Origin of the sequence: Microcoleus sp. B6-A1 (genome assembly GCF_036705085.1) — a bacterium.
Classification (GTDB): domain Bacteria; phylum Cyanobacteriota; class Cyanobacteriia; order Cyanobacteriales; family Microcoleaceae; genus Microcoleus.
In genome coordinates this window covers 1-18,789 of sequence record NZ_JAUBTU010000068.1, presented here as the reverse complement: position 1 = coordinate 18,789, position 18,789 = coordinate 1, and the positions used below count along the sequence as shown (strand labels likewise).

Annotated in this window: 16 protein-coding genes and 1 pseudogene; 10 read left to right on the top strand and 7 right to left on the bottom strand. The window is 45.8% G+C overall.

What is annotated here, in order from left to right; genetic code table 11:
• Window positions 1-90: 90 nt before the first annotated feature.
• On the bottom strand, window positions 91-1,695 hold the full coding sequence (locus QUB11_RS22160; RefSeq protein WP_333206088.1) for a protein kinase domain-containing protein: 1,605 nt from the start codon (window positions 1,693-1,695) through the stop codon (window positions 91-93).
• A 212-nt stretch (window positions 1,696-1,907) separates the two neighbouring features.
• Window positions 1,908-3,578 carry an NB-ARC domain-containing protein gene (locus QUB11_RS22155; RefSeq protein WP_333206087.1) on the bottom strand — a complete coding sequence of 557 codons (1,671 nt, stop codon included), beginning with the start codon at window positions 3,576-3,578 and terminating at the stop codon, window positions 1,908-1,910.
• A 225-nt stretch (window positions 3,579-3,803) separates the two neighbouring features.
• Between QUB11_RS22155 and QUB11_RS22150 the strand changes: the two genes are divergently transcribed.
• The 3 genes from QUB11_RS22150 (at window position 3,804) to QUB11_RS22140 (ending at window position 5,806) form a co-directional block, all read left to right on the top strand.
• Window positions 3,804-4,394 (top strand): C39 family peptidase, encoded by a 591-nt coding sequence (locus tag QUB11_RS22150; protein WP_333206086.1) that lies wholly within the window; start codon window positions 3,804-3,806, stop codon window positions 4,392-4,394.
• A 157-nt stretch (window positions 4,395-4,551) separates the two neighbouring features.
• Window positions 4,552-5,430, top strand: coding sequence for a peptidoglycan-binding protein (locus QUB11_RS22145; RefSeq protein WP_333151325.1), 879 nt, complete (start codon window positions 4,552-4,554; stop codon window positions 5,428-5,430).
• A 112-nt stretch (window positions 5,431-5,542) separates the two neighbouring features.
• Entirely contained in the window at window positions 5,543-5,806 is a 264-nt protein-coding gene (locus QUB11_RS22140; protein WP_333151323.1) for a hypothetical protein, read from the top strand.
• A gap of 150 nt (window positions 5,807-5,956) precedes the next feature.
• On the opposite strand, the gene QUB11_RS22135 is transcribed toward QUB11_RS22140, so the two are convergent.
• On the bottom strand, window positions 5,957-6,571 hold the full coding sequence (locus tag QUB11_RS22135; RefSeq protein ID WP_333206085.1) for a pentapeptide repeat-containing protein: 615 nt from the start codon (window positions 6,569-6,571) through the stop codon (window positions 5,957-5,959).
• A 73-nt stretch (window positions 6,572-6,644) separates the two neighbouring features.
• Here QUB11_RS22135 and QUB11_RS22130 point away from each other — a divergent pair, with 73 nt between their 5' ends.
• The 6 genes from QUB11_RS22130 (at window position 6,645) to QUB11_RS22105 (ending at window position 12,771) form a co-directional block, all read left to right on the top strand.
• Window positions 6,645-8,078: a hypothetical protein gene (locus QUB11_RS22130; protein ID WP_333206084.1), complete on the top strand. Its 1,434-nt coding sequence runs from the start codon at window positions 6,645-6,647 to the stop codon at window positions 8,076-8,078.
• Window positions 8,079-8,657: 579 nt separating this feature from the next.
• On the top strand, window positions 8,658-10,241 hold the full coding sequence (locus QUB11_RS22125; RefSeq protein ID WP_333206083.1) for a chloride channel protein: 1,584 nt from the start codon (window positions 8,658-8,660) through the stop codon (window positions 10,239-10,241).
• A gap of 62 nt (window positions 10,242-10,303) precedes the next feature.
• Entirely contained in the window at window positions 10,304-11,152 is an 849-nt protein-coding gene (locus tag QUB11_RS22120; RefSeq protein WP_333206082.1) for an Rpn family recombination-promoting nuclease/putative transposase, read from the top strand.
• A gap of 62 nt (window positions 11,153-11,214) precedes the next feature.
• On the top strand, window positions 11,215-11,793 hold the full coding sequence (locus QUB11_RS22115) for an HAD family hydrolase (RefSeq protein ID WP_333206106.1): 579 nt from the start codon (window positions 11,215-11,217) through the stop codon (window positions 11,791-11,793).
• A gap of 149 nt (window positions 11,794-11,942) precedes the next feature.
• Window positions 11,943-12,422, top strand: coding sequence for a J domain-containing protein (locus tag QUB11_RS22110; RefSeq protein ID WP_333206081.1), 480 nt, complete (start codon window positions 11,943-11,945; stop codon window positions 12,420-12,422).
• Window positions 12,423-12,498: 76 nt separating this feature from the next.
• A complete protein-coding gene (locus QUB11_RS22105; RefSeq protein ID WP_333151310.1) occupies window positions 12,499-12,771 on the top strand; it encodes a DUF3143 domain-containing protein in 273 nt (90 codons plus the stop codon).
• A gap of 138 nt (window positions 12,772-12,909) precedes the next feature.
• Here QUB11_RS22105 and QUB11_RS22100 read toward each other — a convergent pair whose 3' ends face one another.
• The 4 genes and pseudogenes from QUB11_RS22100 to lysA all read right to left on the bottom strand — a co-directional run bounded on the left by QUB11_RS22100 (window position 12,910) and on the right by lysA (window position 17,812).
• Window positions 12,910-13,656 (bottom strand): isoprenyl transferase, encoded by a 747-nt coding sequence (locus tag QUB11_RS22100; RefSeq protein WP_333102290.1) that lies wholly within the window; start codon window positions 13,654-13,656, stop codon window positions 12,910-12,912.
• A 72-nt stretch (window positions 13,657-13,728) separates the two neighbouring features.
• Window positions 13,729-15,001: pseudogene (gene iscB / locus QUB11_RS22095) on the bottom strand (RNA-guided endonuclease IscB).
• A 268-nt stretch (window positions 15,002-15,269) separates the two neighbouring features.
• Window positions 15,270-16,163, bottom strand: coding sequence for a diadenylate cyclase CdaA (gene cdaA, locus QUB11_RS22090; RefSeq protein WP_333206080.1), 894 nt, complete (start codon window positions 16,161-16,163; stop codon window positions 15,270-15,272).
• A 230-nt stretch (window positions 16,164-16,393) separates the two neighbouring features.
• Entirely contained in the window at window positions 16,394-17,812 is a 1,419-nt protein-coding gene (lysA, locus tag QUB11_RS22085; RefSeq protein WP_333206079.1) for a diaminopimelate decarboxylase, read from the bottom strand.
• Window positions 17,813-17,991: 179 nt separating this feature from the next.
• Here lysA and rimI point away from each other — a divergent pair, with 179 nt between their 5' ends.
• The gene (rimI, locus tag QUB11_RS22080) at window positions 17,992-18,678 is read left to right on the top strand and encodes a ribosomal protein S18-alanine N-acetyltransferase (protein WP_333206078.1); all 687 of its coding nucleotides are present in this window, start codon (window positions 17,992-17,994) and stop codon (window positions 18,676-18,678) included.
• The last annotated feature ends 111 nt before the right edge of the window (window positions 18,679-18,789 follow it).

Here is an 18,789-nt window from a genome sequence, read left to right as displayed (position 1 = left end):
ATAAACTTTGGAAATCTTCATTAGTCCTCTAAAAGAGGACTTGTGCTTTGAGGCAGGGGTTTAAACCCCTGCCGGACTATCGGAGATACGCTATAACTTTAAATTTTGAAAATTTTTGCTGAATTCTTGCAGCACCCATCTCTGTTCTTCAGGAAATTCAGATGGCAATTTATCATAGCACTTTTTCCAATTAGATATAGATGCTTGTTTATTGCCTTGACGTTCTAAAAGAACAGCTTGCAAACAGTAAGCAACAGAGCGATCGCTAGCAATATTAATCGCTTTCGTCAGGTTATTGTTAGCCTCTTCATATCGCCCTAACTCCAACTGCGCCCAACCTAAATTTTTGTGTATAGTGTACGTTGTCTTAATATCTGTGGCAAGTGGTAAAGCTTTTTCTAACAGCGGTAGAGCTTTCGCATATTGTTTATCTAAAATTTCCAGTCGCGCCAAATTATTTAAAGCTTTATTAACACCTGCATTGATAGCAATTTGATATGCAGCGCGAGCCTTTTCATACTCTTGTTTGTCTTCATAAATTACGCCTAAGTTATAGTTAACTCTTCCATCATTTGCTTGAAATAATAGAGCTATTTTATAATATAATTCCGCATTATCTAAACGTTGATTTTTGTAATTACTCAAACCTTCTTTGTTAATATAAAATACTATCTGGGGTGAGAAAGTCCACAAACCGCCTAGCAAAAACAAGCTAGCTAGAGCTAGTTTGCCTACCCAGTTAAAACGAATCCTATCAAAAATAGGATTCGTTTTACTGGGTTCGATCGATTGTTTAATTTCTGGCAACGGTTTCGCCAATCTTTCCAAGGGCGATCGCGAGTTTACCCCTGCCAAAATTTGCAATATTTCCTGGCAAGTTTGCGGTCGCTTTCCGGGAAAAATCGCCATCATTTGGTCAAGCAAATTTGCCAGATCCGGTGAAACTTGCGTTGCTTTATCTCGCCATATTAATTCACCATTGTCAGGATTTTTAGGTAAATCGATCGGCACTTTTCCTGTCAGTAAATAAACAAAACTACGTCCTAAAGCAAAGAAATCAGATTGCGGTACTGCATGACCCTCTGCTTGTTCGCTTGGCGTATAACCAGCGGAAATAATCGCAGTCCCAGTATAATTTTCTTTTTGTTGTCGCAAGTAAGTTTCTGTTACTTCTCGCACCGCACCAAAATCAACTAATACCAATTTTCCATCCGGCTTTAACATGATATTGGACGGTTTAATATCTCGGTGAAAATACTGCTGATCGTGCAGTAAATTGAGAATTTGTGTGAGTTGATTTAACCACTCAATGGCTGTTTCTGTAGTTATTGGTTGATTCGCTCTTGCTAACATCCACTCTTGTAAATTTTGACCGGGTATTTTTTCCATTACCAGACATGGTAAGGCTTTGCTACTACCTTCAGGCCAAGTAAAATATCCGTCTGTTTCTACACGAGGAATGCCAGGATGCCTTTGGCTCATTAAGAACTCTGCTTCTCGCTGAAATAAAATGGTGGCTTTTTGCTTAATATCTGGGTTATTAAAGTTATCTAAATTCAAAACTTTTAATACTTTGATAATGCCACCATCGTCTACTTCAAAAATATCGCCAAAACCACCGCCACCAATGCGATCGATAACTTGGTAGCGACCTTGCAATATGAATCCTGGATGAATTAAGTTACCTGGAATCATAGAACCTCTTGAGAAATCTCGTTTTTACCTGATTCTAGATCCCCCTAAATCCCCCTTAAGAAGGGGGACTTTGAGAAGACTTCCCCCTAAAAAAGGGGGAATTTGAGTACATCCGGTCCCCCCCTTCTTAAGGGGGGTTAGGGGGGATCTAAGTCTAATAGTCAAACAGCATTCTTTAACCCTAGATTTTTTTACCAAATGATTTAGGCTCGCTATATTTCAGTTTCTCCTAGCAGTTTTAGAAAATTTTTCTCTGCATATTGAAGCTTTGGGGAAGGACACTCGCGCACTTTTGACAAAAGTTCTTTTAGCTGCATTTGATAATTATTATTTATTCGAGTTAAATCTAAGCGTTCTCGAACTTTGGTTAAGATCGGGTGTAGCTGAGTAATTTTAGTGTCCTTGAGTTCTGGCGATCGCTCGAAAGCATGACTTCCGATTAAACCTAGCTTGTCGGTGGATTGCGCTTCCATTGCTTCGAGAATATTTTGGCATATTTGTTCGATCGAATTATGGGTGAGATATTTCATCATCACGGGTTCGAGAGTGAATTTTGCTTCAGCACTAGAGGGAGAAAGCTCTTTTTCGATTAAGGAACGTCTTACCAAGGATTCTAATACTGTTAGTAATTCTGAACTAGAAACGCCTGCTGATAATTTTGCTTTCAGTTGGTTCCAGGAAATCGGCTGCTGTTCGATCGCCAGCCAGTACATGACAGCTTTTCCTAAATCCGATAACCGCTGAAAATGTTCGTTAAGTAGATTGGCAAAAATATCGCCAATAACTAAGGAGCTTTGACCCATAAATTGACTGATATTGCCATTAAACAACTCTTGAATTGTGGTAGCAGTAATTTTCAGTGCAGCAGGATTACCTCGGTATATTTGTATCAGTTCATCTAAGCCGTTTTCTGAGGCAGAAAAGCCAATGGCTGCCAAAAGCATTTTTGCATCTGTTGGTTTTAAGCCTTTAACTTGTAATGCACGTACAGCTAAGGTTTCGCCTGCTAAAGATGCAACCTCTACAGGCTTTTCTCGCGATAGGAGTAGCAAGCAGCTTTGATGCCTTTCTTCTGAGATTCGCCGCAATAGTTGACCGTACCCTTCATAACCATCTCCGTAATACCCAGCGATATCTCCACTTTGCAAAATCATTTCCCAATCATCTAGGATCAGCAAACAACGGCGATCGCGCAAACTTTTGATTAGGGAAGAAATTTGCTCGCCTATAGTAGTTAGCAGTTGCGTTTCTGGGGAACTGCTGGCAAATGAGTTCAACTCAGTCAAGATTGTCAGCAAGGGAGGTGCATGACGGAGACTGCGCCAAATTAGATATTCAAATTCACCCTGAAGTTGTTCTCCCAGTTTAGCAGTTAAAGCCGTTTTACCAATACCTCCCATACCCAACAGCGCCACCAAGCGACAGCGATCGCGGAGTACCCATTGACTGAGGGTATTTAATTCTGCGGCGCGGCCGAAAAAATTTGAGACTTCCGGCGCTTCACCCCAATCTTGGCATAAAGGAGTGCTTGTAACTCCTGAAACATCGCCAAAATCCTCGATGTTGACCAATTCTTCGGCTATTTCTGGTGCAATTGGCTGTGCGGCTATCTCTGACTGCAAGTGCGATCGCCTTTCCAATGCCGATCGAAAGTTTCTTTTACTGACTCTTTCCCCTAAAGCTTCCGAAAGCAGATTCCATAACTTGGGGCCCACATCTTGCATCAGGTATTCGGCAGCATATCCGTAAGCCTCTGCAATCTTATGATACTCCTGCCCTTCCCAAGATCCCCTCAGAATTATTACTTCTATATCTTTTAAGTGTCTGTTTGTTTTGGCAAAGACCGCGGTATCTGCGAGTTTCAGCCCTTCTTCAACATTCATAAGGTTAAAAATTTTTCATTGGATCTTGAGTATAACCTGAAGTTTACTGAGGTTTACTTAGTTAGACTGAGGTTGCCTCAGTTTTTTTGTTTTTGGATTGAACTTTAACAACTTAGGTTATCTATATCGACCGTACAATAACAACTCGCTACTGTATAAATATCAGCTCAAACACATGGTCTGAAGCCAAATCAATCGTTTACAACACTTACCTTGAGGTAAATTATGGCTGTCAATCATAACGTTCCGTATTTCAGTCAAGAAGATAACGAGATTCAGCCCTGGCGCACTTGCGGTGCTACAAGTGCGGCAATGTGTCTCAAATACTTTCAAGTTGCAGATTTAGGTTCCTTTCCACAGTACGAAGATGATGTTAAAAAACGTTTCGATCGGCAGGGAATAGATCACGGTTCTCCCGATGGCATCAAAAGATTGTTAGAGGGTTTAGGGTTGAGAGATAAGTTGACATTAAAGGGAAGTCTTTCAGACATCACTCGGTCTCTCGATTCTGGCGAGATCTGTATATTGCACGGTTTTTGGACGAATTCAGGTCACATTCTAGTTATTCGCGGTTATAACGCCAGTGGTGACTTTTTTGTGAATGACCCAGCAGGAGAATGGTTCCACTCAGGCTATCGGAAAAATTCCCGATTTTCACCAGATAACAAGGGCGAAAACAAGTTATACAGCGGTAAATTGATATCCTCCGCGGGCAATGCCTCTAGTTTGCGTGAAGCTTTATCTTTTTATGACAATTGGGACAGTAGCACGATCGAATCTACTGCAACAATGTGGCTGCATCGAATTTCTAAATAGCCGAAAAACTTACTGCGTTTGCAATTAAAATTGCGTCCGGTAAAGCCCCTGAATAAAAAAAGTTTGTAGTGAGGACTTTAGTCCGCATTTTTCCCAAACCTGCAACCAAAGACTGAAGTGCTTACTACAAACATCATTACTACTTGGAGAACTGAATATGACCATTAAAAAAGTCGAGTTACAAATCAATGACGGGATTATTGATAGCCCTCACCTGATTGACGAGGTAGAAATCCTGCAAAGGCGCTTGAAAGATTGGGGATTATTACCCAAAGATGCCAAAATTGACGGACTTTTTGGGTCTGTCACAAAAGCAGCAGTCGAACAATTTCAACGGATGCGCCCTGCTAATAAAAGCCAATTTGTCCCCGGCGGACTACAGGTAACAGGAAAAGTCGATCGCAATACCTGGGCTGAGTTGCTGAAAGTGAAGCCAGAAGAAATAATCATAGTTAGTCGCACACCCAAGACTTCGGATATGCCCGATGGATTCCCTAGCATCGATCGTATTTTAGATGTTGCTCAATGCCCATCCGAAATTCGCCCCTTTGCTCAGAAAAATTTGCCTCTTATTCTCAATCAATGTCTCAACGATGGAGTTGTCGATCTAGGGCAAATTGCCTATGTTTTTGCAACGGCCCAACATGAATCCCTTTTGGGACGGTTCATGATGGAATTAGCTGATGGGTCGGATTATGAAGGTCGCGAAGATTTAGGAAATACTGAACCCGGTGATGGCCCTCGCTTTAAAGGCAGAGGTTTTGTCCAAATTACAGGTCGTCGCAACTATCAAATCTGGAGCGAAAAACTCGGAATTAATTTGATAGATAATCCAGAAAAAGCCGCTCTCCCTGAAATTGCTGCCATGATTCTAGTTCGGGGAATGCGCGATGGTAGCTTTACGGGTGTAGGTTTGAGTGGTTCCATTGTGGGCGATCGACGCGATTTCTTCAACGCCAGAACAATAGTGAATGGACGGGACAGGGCTGACCTCATCGCGGAGTTCGCCGAGTCTTATTTCAACGCCATAGCCTAAACAGAAGTTGCCCCCTCCGTGGGGGAACTTCCACCTAAAAATTCAACAAGTAGGCATTCTGCCTGCCCGATGGTTACTTACCATTTCTATGTATATTTATGAGGTTAATCAAATGACACATTCTTCTATGGTTGAGACTCAAGCAAACGATGCCGATCGCGGAAAAGATTTTGCACAAGTTTTGCAAGAGGATAATGGAAAATACTCGACAATGCGAGCTATGAGTTTGATTGCGCTGATTGCAGCGATTGTGTTTGGCGCAATCACAATAACTACCAAAAACGCTGATGGCAAAGAGATTACAACTGCTTTTTTAGCTGCTGCTTTTGCACCAAAAGCTATTCAAAGATTTGCAGAAGGTTCTCCGTCTAAGTAAAGTCTAGTTAAGTCGATCGCACCTCACCCCTTCATCTCCTCACTAAATAACCAGAAATGAAGGTTGCAGGTGCGATCGCCCTCTGCTCTGATTAATGACAACTGACAACTATCAACTGACAACTGTCAACTGACAACTGACAACTGACTTTCATTCCTGTCGCCTACCATCAGGCATCACCGCACCCTTTAAATTCGCCCCTGCCAAATTAGTATCCAACAGCAAAGCATTTCTCAGATTAGCACCCTTCAAATTAGCACTTTCCAGATTAGCCATCCACAGATTAGCCCCCTCCAAATTAGCCCCCTCCAAGTCAGCGTTAACGAGAAAAATACCTTTCATAAAAGCACCTCTTAAGTTAGCCGTTCTCAAATTACTTCCTCCCAAATAAGCATCTTCTAAAAACGCATTTTCTAGATTGCTTCCCTCCAAATTTGCCCCTGCCAAATTGCTGCTTATCAGATAAACCCCAGCCAAATTTGCCTGTTTCAAGTTAGCCTTTACCAAATGCGCGCTCCACAAATTCGCATCTTTTAGGTTGGCTTTTTCTAAATTGACGCCTTCCAGAGAAACTTCGCTCAAATTCGCCCCGGAAAGATTGCAACCTTGACATTCCCTCGCTGTCAGCAATTGCCGGACTTGATGCTTGACTGACGAACGGTTCGCTGCGAAAATTATTAAACCTGTAGTTGCTAAGGCAATAATACTAAAAGTAGCCAGCCCGATCGCACTTACAATCTTACTTTGTCCCGCGCCTCTAAACATCCGCTTGCAGCCCCTAAAAATATTTCGATAATTGTTCGTATTTATAACCTAGTTCCTTCTTTCCCGTGCCCCTATGAAAAAACAGTTAAAATTTAAATTACTCGCGATCGCACTTCTTGTAAGCTTAGCAATAATCGGTGTCGGGTGCGATCGCCTTTTCACAAAACCCTTTCAACTTCCCGCCTCAGCCAAACAAGAACCCTGGCCAATTCAAACAGGCCTCCGAGCCGCCATCCTCCGATCCAACATACCAACAGTCAACCGCGTAGTTTTAGTACCCGACGAAGCCACATTTTTAGCAGCCATCCAAAAATGGAATCTCAAAGGAAACTGGCCTATTCTCATCGAAGACAAAAAATATGCCCCCATGTTTTTGCAGCGCTTTCAACCCGAAGAAATAGTCCGTTTGCCAAGCATCAAACAGCAACTGCCAAAAAATCAAAAACTCCAGCAATTAATGCTGAACGCCACAGCAGCCGCCTGGAATGCCACGGATACTCAAACCTTAAAAGCAAAATGGAAGCAACTCGGCTGGGAACCCCCAGGAGTAGTAATCACATCAGAAAATGACCCCGCACGCTCAGCAGCAGTTGCCTTAGCAGCCGCTCACGGCCAACCTTTAGTATTTCTAGAAGGCAACTTCGGAAAACCCAATGATACCCTCAATAACACACAGTGGAAAAATCTGCAACTAGCAGTTACAAAAGCTGTCGAATCAACCGGATTTTTTTATTCTCAACTCGCAGACCCGATCGACACAATAACCATTGTACGCCAACTAGCAGTCAAATATCAATCTCCAGAAAAACCAGACGAACAACTAGCCGTTACCGACGGTTTGGGAAGACACCCCAACGGCGAACGCTGGGCGGCTGTTGGCTGGATTTACGGTTCCGAGATACGATCGATCTATCAAGCCATGTCTGCCATATTTTTAGACAGCCAAACAGCCATGCTTTATGACAGTTACCCCAAGGAAGGAAATTGGGCAAAATATGAAATGGAGGAAGCAGCTAGCGGACTAAAAACCATAGGTTTAAATGTCCAAGTAGTGCAGAAACCAGAATCTAGCCTGGAAAAGTGGCGGAGTTTAGCTTCAAAACCGTGGACATTTGACTTAATATTAATGAATTCCAAAGGCTATCCAAAATCATTCCAAGTGGGCAACGGCGACGCTTTAGTTGAAGACATACCAAAACTCCAATTTCCCGCAGCAATCCACATGATCCACAGTTGGTCAGCAGCAGCGCCAGATGACACAAACACCGTTGCCGGAAGGTGGCTAGAGAATGGTGCTTACGCATATATTGGCAGCGTCAACGAACCTTTTTTATCGGCATTTATTCCACCTAAAATAATGGTCGATCGCCTAAAGCGAGGATCACCCTTTTTAATCGCAGCACGTCAGCTAGAATCCCCACCCTGGAAAGTCGCCACCATCGGCGATCCGCTAATGTCGATCGCCAAACCCAGACCAAGAATCCCGCCCACTCAACAACCGATATGATAGTATGCGCGACCAAGGAATTTAAAATTGGAGATTTGAGGTTTGTGGTTTGAGATTTGTGCTTGTAAGGTAAAATCTCCCATCGCCAATTCTTTAATTGGAAAGTTGTTTTTTACTGAGTTCTATGATATTGCTAGTTCACTGATGCGATCGGCCTAATACCAATTTTTTATGAGGCCCCGTAGAATCTGATCCCCCCTAACCCCCCTTCATAAGGGGAGTAGGGGGTGGGACAAGATTCTTCTCAAAGTCAACCCCTACACCCCAACAATCAGGGGTATGCGAGGGGGATCGAGATATGTGCAACTTCACATTAAATTGGTATAAGCGGCAAAACTATAAATATAGTTAATTAGGATTATCGCCAGAGTATATCTAAGTTTGAATGTAACTGAGCATACAATCACGCCAAATCCGCCGCTCCTCAGAATCAGTCATTCCACCCCAGCGGCCAGCCAAAAAAATTTACCCTAAAATACGCCTTAATATAAGTTGTCAATTCCCCTAAAATCACTCAAAATGAAAATAAGAAATAAATTGTAATATTATATAACTTCTCACCGAAGAATTAACCGCTAAATGAGAGCCATCCCTCCTGTGGATCTGCCGCCACCCGGGCCAACTGCAGCAACTCCCCAAGCCTCCCGCCTAAGCCCGCTATTCAACCGTCTGCACCCCAGCCCAGAAACCCTCCTGCTCATTCTCTCCCTAGTCATCGGGGGAGTTACGGGCGCAGGCGTCGTCACTTTTCACTACCTCATCCACTTCATCCACAGCCTGATGCTGGAAGACTTCATGGGGGCGATCGCGTCCAAAGGCTCTTGGACGCTAGCCTGCATTCCCACCCTCGGCGGAGTCATCATCGGGCTGATGCGCTGGCGGTTTCGGGACTTTGGCCCGAATATGTCTTCCTTAATTGCAGCCACCCGCGGCCTGCAAGAACTCTCCCCCCTCAAACCCATCACCAAAATGGTGGCAGCCTCAGTTTCCCTCGGCACCGGCGCCTCCCTCGGCCCGGAAGCCCCCAGCGTCGAAATCGGCGCCAACTTCGGAATGCTGCTGGCTCAAGTTTTACAGCTCTCCCCAGAACGGCAGCGCTTGCTCCTGGGCGCGGGAGCAGCAGCAGGTTTATCCGCCGGGTTTAACTCTCCCATCGCCGGAGTGTTCTTTGCCTTAGAAGTCGTGCTCGGCAGCACCTTCGCCACTTCGTCAGTCAGCGTTGTCTTGCTCTCCGCCGTAGTTTCGGCGCTCATCGCTCAAATCTGCTTGGGAGCTCAGCCGGCCTTTTCTTTGCCGATATACGATGTCCGCAGCCCCCTAGAACTGCCTCTGTACATGGGATTGGGACTTTTAGCGAGCGGAGTGTCTCTAGCCTACACAGAAGCAATTCAATTAGCCGAGGGCTGTTTTCAAGGAAAAGTCCGAGGATTTGCTTGGCTCGGACGACTGCCCCGGCCGCTTCACCCGATCATCGGCGGGGCCGCAGTCGGCTTAGTCGCCCTGCAATTGCCTCAAATTTTGGGTGTTGGCTACGAAACAGTCCAAGCGATGCTCCAAGATGTTAAATTTTCCTTGCCTTTGCTGTTGCTGCTGCTGTTTGTCAAACTGGCGATGACCGCAATTAGCCTCGGCAGTGGTTTAGTTGGCGGCATTTTCGCTCCGGCGATGTTTTTGGGAGCTTCCCTGGGTTCGGCTTACGGCCTCTTTTTGGAAATGCTGCCGGCAATGAGCGATCGAGTCGCTGGCCCTGCCGCCTACGCAATGGTGGGAATGGCCGCCGTCCTCGCCGGCAGCGCCAGAGCACCGCTGACAGCCATCCTGTTGATGTTTGAATTAACCCGCGATTATCGGATTGTCTTGCCTTTGATGGCAGCAGTCGGCTTGAGCGTTTGGCTGGTGGAGTGGGTCAACCGCCGATCGACAGCCCACAGCCTCAACCTTCAGCAAATGGGCGTAGACGTGGCTGTCAATACACCTATCAAAGCCAGAGAACAGTTGCAAGATTGGGAAGATGTTCTGGGCGATCGCATCGTCACAGAACTGATTTCTTGCCAAATTCCCCCCGACGGCGAACACAGGGACGATGAGCCTGTGCTGGCGATCGCCAATGCACATTTGCCGGAAAATGTCAAACCATTACCTGAAACAAAATCAGCAGTTTGACCCAGCTCAGATCCCGTTGCTTCGTCACAAAACCGATCGCCTTAAAGCTAAATCTGACAACTATGATATTTATCAACCCGAAAACCGATTACGCCTTCAAAAAAATATTCGGTTCCTCAGAAAGCAAAGAGATTCTAATTAGCTTTCTCAACGCCTTGATTTATGAAGGCAATCCCACAATTCAAGACTTAGAAATTATCAACCCGAATCTACCACCCAAACTAGAAGGCTTAAAAGATACTTATCTGGATGTGAAAGCCAAACTAAGCGACGGCACTTTAGTAATTATTGAAATGCAAGTGCTCAACGTCCAGTCTTTTGGGAAACGAGTTTTGTACAATGCAGCGAAGACTTACGCTTTTCAATTGGAAGCAGCACAAGGCTATCGATTGCTGAAGCCAGTAATTGCTCTGACAATTACTGATTTTGAAATGTTTCCTAACAGCCCAGAATTTATTTCCAGATTTGTGTTCAAAGAAGTAAATAAAAACTTTATTTATCCCGAAAACGATCTGGATTTAGTGTTTGTAGAGTTGCCAAAGTTTACCAAAGGACAGGAGGAACTTGAAACTTTAGCAGACAAATGGGTTTATTTCATGAAAAATGCCAGAAGTCTGACATCGGTTCCAGAAACAATGGATAGCATACCAGAAATACATGAAGCTTTTAATATTGCGAATCAAGCCAAGTTAAGCCGAGAGGAAGTGGAAGATTTGGACAGAAGAGAACAGTTTATTTATGACCAACAGGGAGCAATTATTAAGGCTTCTCTAGAAGGCATAGAACAAGGCAAGCGATTCGAGAAGCGGGCGATCGCCAGACAATTACTTTCACAGCTAGATAATGCCACGATCGCCCAAGTTACGGGGCTTAGCGTTGAGGAGGTGCAGAATTTGCGGGGAGATTCATAGTTTACAGTAATAGGGGAGAAAAAGTGAAGCTAGACTTAGTGAGGAACGATTTTTGATGATGGATTGTCCAAAAAAAACTACTGATTCTCGATCTGGATGAAACTTTAATTTATGCTACCGAAGCATCTCTCCCCCGGCAAGCTGATTTTTGGGTGGAGCCATATCACGTTTACAAACGACCGTTTCTTGATGTGTTTTTGAAAAATTGCCTAGACTGGTTTGAGGTTGCTGTGTGGACATCTTCTACGCCGTCTTATGCGATCGCAATTGTGTCAGCCATCTTTGAAAATCCTAAAACTTTATCATTTGTGTGGGCAAGCGATCGCTGCACAGTTGCTTGCGATCTTGACTTGGGTGAATATTACAATCGCAAAAACATCAAAAAAGTCAAGCGCAAAGGTTATCATCTAGAGTCAATCGTTGCAGTGGACGATACGCATCAAAAGTGGGAGCGCAGCTATGGCAATCTAGTGCGAGTAAACCCCTTTGAGGGCGATGAGACGGACGATGAATTGAAGTATTTGCTGCTTTACTTGGAGCAACTGAGAGATGCAGAAAATATCCGCAGCGTCGAGAAAAGGTTCTGGCGAAATCAGCTTGCCCCATCGCTCGGTGAGTCAGAAATCTCAAACGCGCAGTAAACGGACATGATATTACCCGCTGAAGCTCACTCATTTTGGCTATCCCGATCGCCCACCCTCAACCCCTCGAAATCGCAGACAGTGGCGCTACCCTCAAATCTGCTCTAAAATAATCAAAAATTATAAACAACAAGCCCAGAGGCGCTGAGGTGACTCCTAACGAGGGAACGGCAAACAGCAAAAGTCAGAAAATACCCGGCAAAACCCCCTTGGGTTCTAGTTACTACGGCTTGTTAGGGCTGCATCCTTCCGCATCGCCGATCGAAATTCGGCGCTCGTACCGGGAACTGAGCAAACTCTACCATCCCGATACCACCGAGCTGCCGCCCTCCGTCGCCACAGCCAAATTTCAACAGCTCAACAACGCCTACGCCACCCTCAGCAACCCAGAACGTCGCCTCGCCTACGACCTCAAAATAGGCTATTCTCGCCTGAACGTGATTGGGCCACCCCCAGGCTTCAATACTCCACTTTCGGGATCGGGCAAAAAAACTTCCAACTCCGCTTACCTAGATCCCACGGATCGACCTCTTTCCCCCGGAGAAATGTTCGCCCTGTTTATCATGGGAGCTAGCTTAATCGGATGTTTGGTACTGGCGATCGCGATCGGCTTAATTCGTGGCAATTAAAGCCTCAAATCCGACATCCCCAATCTAAAATCGGAAATCCCCAATCTAAAATCTAAAATCTAAAATCTAAAATCCCATGACTCTTCCTTCCGCTGACACTCCTTTGTACAACCATCCACTCCCAGAAATCGAGCAGTGGCTAAAAAGCCGAGGCTGCCAGCAAGATCGGCGAGAACTCCACTGCTGGCAGATCGATCGACCTACCTGGAAAGCAGAACTATCCCTCGATATCGACCAACTCACCATCCGGTACATCGATGCTGGAGCCGACGGCCAAGACATTCAGCGAGCATTCAAATACTCCCTCTCACGTCAGGACATTGAAGCGGCCGTTTTCTCCGGCCCCTAATTTGATTTTAGATTTTAGATTTTAGATTTGTCCTCCAATCTAAAATCTAAAATCGTTATGTTGAGCAGGAGATGACCTACTTGGAAACTAAAAAATCAACCAAAAAATGTAAAATCTAAAATCCCAAATCCAAAATCGTTAGACTTTGCCAAATCGGCGGCTGCGCTTCTGATAATCAGACAAAGCGCGGTGAAACTCCGATCGATCAAAATCCGGCCACAGCGTCTCAGTAATGTAAATTTCCGAATAAGCCATTTGCCATAGTAAAAAATTGCTCAACCGCATTTCCCCACTCGTCCGGATTAGTAAATCCGGGTCACAAACATCAGCAGTATACAAATAGCGTTTAAATAAAACCTCATCAATCTCCTCCGGCTGCAACTTGCCCTCTTTCACCTGAGTGGCGATCGCCCGACAAGCTTGTACAATCTCCTGACGCCCCCCGTAATTCGTCGCCACCGTAAACAAAATCCCCTGATTGTGCTGAGTTGCCGTCACAGAACGCTCGATTTGCGCCTGCAAAGACTTCGGCAAAGCCTGCAAATTCCCCATAAATTGAATTTGCACGTCCTCGTCCACCATCTCCCGCAATTCTTGCCGCAACTTTCCCTCAAACAAACTCATTAAAAAATCCACCTCTCCGGCCGGCCGCCCCCAATTCTCCGTCGAAAAAGCATAGGCCGTTAAAGCTGGAATCCCCCAATCTTTGCAGCAGCGCAACAGTTCCTTCAGAGTGCTAGCTCCTCGGCGGTGTCCCGCAATCCGCGGCAACCCCCTCTTCTGAGCCCAGCGCCCGTTCCCGTCCATAATCACTGCTATGTGCTTAGGCAGTAGTTCCTGTTGCAGATCCTCCGGCAACTTTTCCAAGCAAATTCCTTGACTCATCTGTCTTCCCCCTTGGATACTCCCACTGTACCTGTACCCAGGTCAGTGGCGAGAGGAAAAGGGGGGCAAGGTTTATGCTGCATACGAATAACCATCCTTTCTGTGAACAATTGAACAATATTTGTGGCTAATTCCTGACACCAATTCGCTCGGCAGAAATATTGAATGAACCACTGGTTCTTACGGCAACACGTCCAACGTATATACCAACTTTTTTACCAGAGGTCACAACCGCTTTGACGATATCTCCCGTTTGAAAACCTTTAATAAACTTAAGTCTGGGGACATAGCGAGATGGAAAGCCAAATTTGTCGGTACGGCACATTTGACGTATCCCGTGACCAGTTGCCTTGATCAATAGTGGCTTGTTTGTTAAAATCTTCAACGACTCGACCTTTCCAACACAAGCTGCATCTAGCCAATGAGTTTTAGCTAAATTTAATCGAGTGCGATTGAACTTAGTTAAACCGCCACTGCCTGTAGAAACAGGCAAGCCAGTTGTACAGAGTCGATTAAATAACGCCCAACGAGTAGAATTAACCACTGTTGCATCTTTCAAAGGACGTTTTGCTTGAGACAGAATCCGTTTCAAAATCTCTGGTTTTTTAGAGAGGAATTGCTCAATATTTTGAGTATCTTTCTTAATGTTGCATTTTTCGCAAGCAAGACAAAGATTAGAAATACGGTTAGATCCACCTTTAGCTTTGGGATGAATGTGTTCGACTTGTAGCGGTGTATTAATCACACCACAGTAAGCGCACTTCCGGCCCCATTTATTCAGCAAATATTCCCGGATCTCGTAGCCCCATAAAACGCCTTGCTGGTATTCAATCCCAGAAATCTCTGGGTTTTCTAATTGCTGGAGGTCGAATCGCACAAGCTCTTGAATAACAGACGAAATTGGCGCAAGCTTCATCAATCTAGTTACCCATGTTAGGGTTGTTTCGACGCGGTGTTGCAAGCTTGGTGCTAGCCAACCTTTAGGGCGAGTCCTGTTTAAGAATCTGGCCCGACGATAGCGGGTATGGCGATTTCTTCTACCTCTACGCAATGAACGACGAGACTCCAGACTGGCTTTGATAGCTTGACCTCGGTGTGTTAGTTCTGCACCAAAGATTACGTTTTCTCCTTGCACTAATGCAATTCCGCTGGCCTTGGAGCCAGGATCTAATTTAAGAGTAATTGGTTTTTGCGGTATAGTTACCTCTACTTTCAAAATTAGCGTAAATGGATACCTTTTGAAGACAGCAGCTTTGCCATTAGTTAGCAATTTACGTGCCAATCCTGGGCGGATTGGATTGAGCGGTCGTTTTTTGGTATCAAGTACAAAAACAAAATTAGACATTTAAGTCCTCCCTTACGGGGTAATGTTTGCTGCGTCAATGTTTAAGGTCGGTAACTATCTTAAAAGCACTGGCTTAACCCTTACACCTGTTTAACTTTTAAGTTCTAGAGCGGAAAACTAGCACGCATTTTCCGGTAGGTACTTCAACGCTTACCTTAAACGTAGTGGGCGAACCACTTAGACTGGTCAACTAGGCTCTTTCTGTGCCCGCGCTGTCTCGGTACTCCGAGCAGCGCCGGGTGATTGACGGTTTCTCCCGATTACCCGACTAACGGCGCAGTATCCGTTTTAATAGCGTCACTCCCTTCAATCCTATCTGGCGTCCGAGATTGCCGATCGGAATTGGAGCCACAGCTCTTTCTCCCTCGGACGGAAACAGCTTTGCTTCCAGCAATTCCTTAAGTTTGTTGCTAGTCAAAGGTCGATTTAAAAGTCCCATCTGGGCTAAAGAAATAGAACCCGTTTCCTCGGACACCACCACGCACACGCAAGCTTGCACCCGTTCCGTAATCCCCATCGCCGCCCGGTGGCGGGTTCCCAACTGCCGCGACGCAGTGCGATCCGACAAAGGCAAAATTACCCCCGCCGACACGATCCGCGAACCTCGAATCAAAACAGCTCCGTCATGCAGCAAAGTTTGCGGCTGAAAGATAGTCTGCAACAATTCTTTAGAAACTTCAGCATTTAGCTTTAATCCCGGCACAGAAAAATCTCGATCGTCGATCGGAGAATCTGTTTCTATAATTAGTAAAGCGCCCGTGCGGTTTTGCGAAAGTTCTTTTACTGCGTCCACAATTTCATCTATTACGCTGTCCGGTTCGGGATTGGGTCGGCGATCGCGTCCAAACAATTGCCGAAATTCCCCCCGACCCAATTGTTCCAGAAATCGGCGAAACTCCGACTGCAATATTACCGCCATTGCCACAGCAGAACCCGTCACCAAGCTGTTGAGGGCAACGTGCAACAGCCTCAATCCAGCCCAGTTGCTCACCGCCGCCGCCAGCATCAAAATAATAAATCCCCGTACCATCCACAGCGTTCTGCGCTCGCCAACAATGACGAGCACCAAATACGCAAGGGCAAAAACCAGTCCAATATCGATCCCTTGAATCAATAAGGACTGAACGAGGGCCAAGTCAAAGCCAGATTGTTGATTGTTCATGGTTCATCGAACGCTACCGCCTGTGAACCGCGAACCGTGATGCACTCGAACCCATGAACCATGAACAGTTGTTATAAGGAATATGCTGAAAATCCCCGTATTTTTAGACCGGGAAGTGTCAATCCAATCGCGTGACTGAACAAGGCAAAAGTTAAAAGTGAAAAAGCAATCATCACTAAGTAAACATGGATTGTCTTTCTTTTAACTTTTAACTTTTAACTTCTAAGTTTTTACTTTGGAGCTCCGAGTCGTTCAGGAAGGCGGTCAAGCCTCAGCAAATCCTGGTAAGTTTCCCGCTGTATAATCGTGTTAACTTCCCCATTCCTCACTAAAACCGCTGCCGGTCGGGGTACTCGGTTATAGTTAGAAGCCATACTGTAATTGTATGCCCCTGTGGCCGTAACCGCGAGGACATCTCCGGCCTGACACTCTGGCAATTTGGCATCTTTAATCAGAACATCCCCTGACTCGCAGTGTTTCCCAGCAATTGTCACTGTTTCCGTTAAGGGAGCAGACATTTTACCGGCTGCGAGGACTCGATAAACTGATTGATAGGTAATAGGACGCGGATTGTCGGACATCCCTCCATCCACAGCTAGATACGTCCGCATTTCCGGAATGACTTTTTTAGAGCCAACGGTGTAAGCTGTAACGCAAGCTGTACCGACGAGCGATCGACCCGGTTCGCATAGCAATTTCGGTAATGGCAATTTCTGCCGTTCGCAAGCTGCTACCACTGCAGAGCAAATTGTACGAGCCCAATCTTCAATGCTGGGAGGATCGTCCGCTTCAGTATAGCGAATGCCCAACCCGCCACCAATATTAATTTCTGTTGCTGGTAAACCATAACTCTGTGCTTTAGTCAAGGCCTGAACTATGACTTCGGCTAAATCGTCATGGGGTTGCAGTTCAAAAATCTGAGAGCCGATGTGAGCGTGCACTCCCACGCAAAATAACGACGATTGTTGGCTGATGAATTTAAATACTCGATCGAGCGAGTTGGGATCAAAGCCAAATTTACTATCGATTTGACCCGTCTGAATGTACTCGTGGGTGTGACACTCAATTCCAGGAGTAAACCGCACCATAACTCGTGTCGGCCCACCTGTGAGGCTGCTGACACCCGATTCTCCCAACTCTGCTAGAGTCTCTAAATCCCGCCAATTGTCGGCTACGGTAATGCAGCCGCTTTCGACAGCTAGCCGCAGTTCCTCGCGGGACTTGTTGTTACCGTGGAAGTAGATTTTGTCGGGACTGACACCGGCTTGCAGTGCAGTGTAGATTTCTCCGGCGGATACGACATCTATGCCTAAACCTTCGTCCGCTGCGATCGCGCAAACTGCCAAACAACTCCAAGCTTTAGAAGCATAGAGCACTTGAGATTCGCCCCGATAGTAACGCTTAAAAGCATCCCGGTACTGGGTACAAGCCGCCCGCAACGTTTCTTCGTCTAAAATATACAACGGCGAGCCAAATTGCTCCACCAAAGCTGTCACCTCGCAGCCTCCGATTTCCAACCGATCGCTGCTGTTAACACTGGCTGTCAGCGGTAACAGTTCTTGATTGGGCGATCGAGTTTGCAGGGCTTGTTGAGACTCAGACAGATACTTAAGTCCCGATTCCACCCCGAAAGATTGAGTTGATACCATCGCGCAATAACTATCCTTACGGTCTTTCCCAGTGTACAATTGACGGCAAGCAATTGGGTCAGTTGCCCCCAGATTCATTCCGCAAGCAGGCTGACTGACTGAGACTCGATCCAACTCCGCATCCTTGCAGTGAGTAATTATCCAATCTAAAATCTCAAATCTAAAATTTAAAATCGACTGTGCGTTTTCTACAAATTAAACATCTCGCCACAGAAGACCTCAACAGTGCAGTCGAACTCGATCGACTTTGTTTTGGCGGACTTTGGGCGCTCGAAGGCTACAGGCGCGAGTTAGACAGTCCTAACAGCGATTTATTAGGTCTTTGGACATGGGAGGGGGCGGGCACGGGGACACCGCCCCTACAGATTCGGGCGGGCACGGGGGCACCGCCCCTACAGATTCGGGCGGGCACGGGGGCACCGCCCCTACAGATTCGGGCGGGCACGGAGACACCGCCCCTACAGATTCCGCCAACTCTCATTGGTATCGGTTGTTTGTGGGCGATTTTAGAAGAAGCTCACATTATAATGCTGGCAATTCATCCTCAGTTTCAAGGTCAGGGTTTGGGACAAGCTCTGCTTTTGGCTTTGCTAAAATCGGCTTGTGACAGACAATTAGAACGGGCAACTTTAGAAGTGCGGGACTCGAATTTAGCCGCAGTTTCCCTGTACAAAAAGTTTGGTTTTAAAGAGGCTGGACGGCGCAAGCGATACTACGAAGACACTGGAGAAGATGCTCTGGTGATGTGGCGCAGCGGTCTGGAAAAACCGGAATTTCAGCGATATTTGGCGGATGAGAAAGTGCAGATGTGCGATCGGCTGCATCAGAAAAACTGGCATTTGGCGATCGATAATTTTGATTTTTGAGTGTAATTTGTTGCGTATTTAACTGGTTTTGACAATTGACACTCCCCTGGCTAAAGCCGAGGGGATTCTTGATTCGCAGAATCAACTTGCCGATGCAGAATTACTTCAACA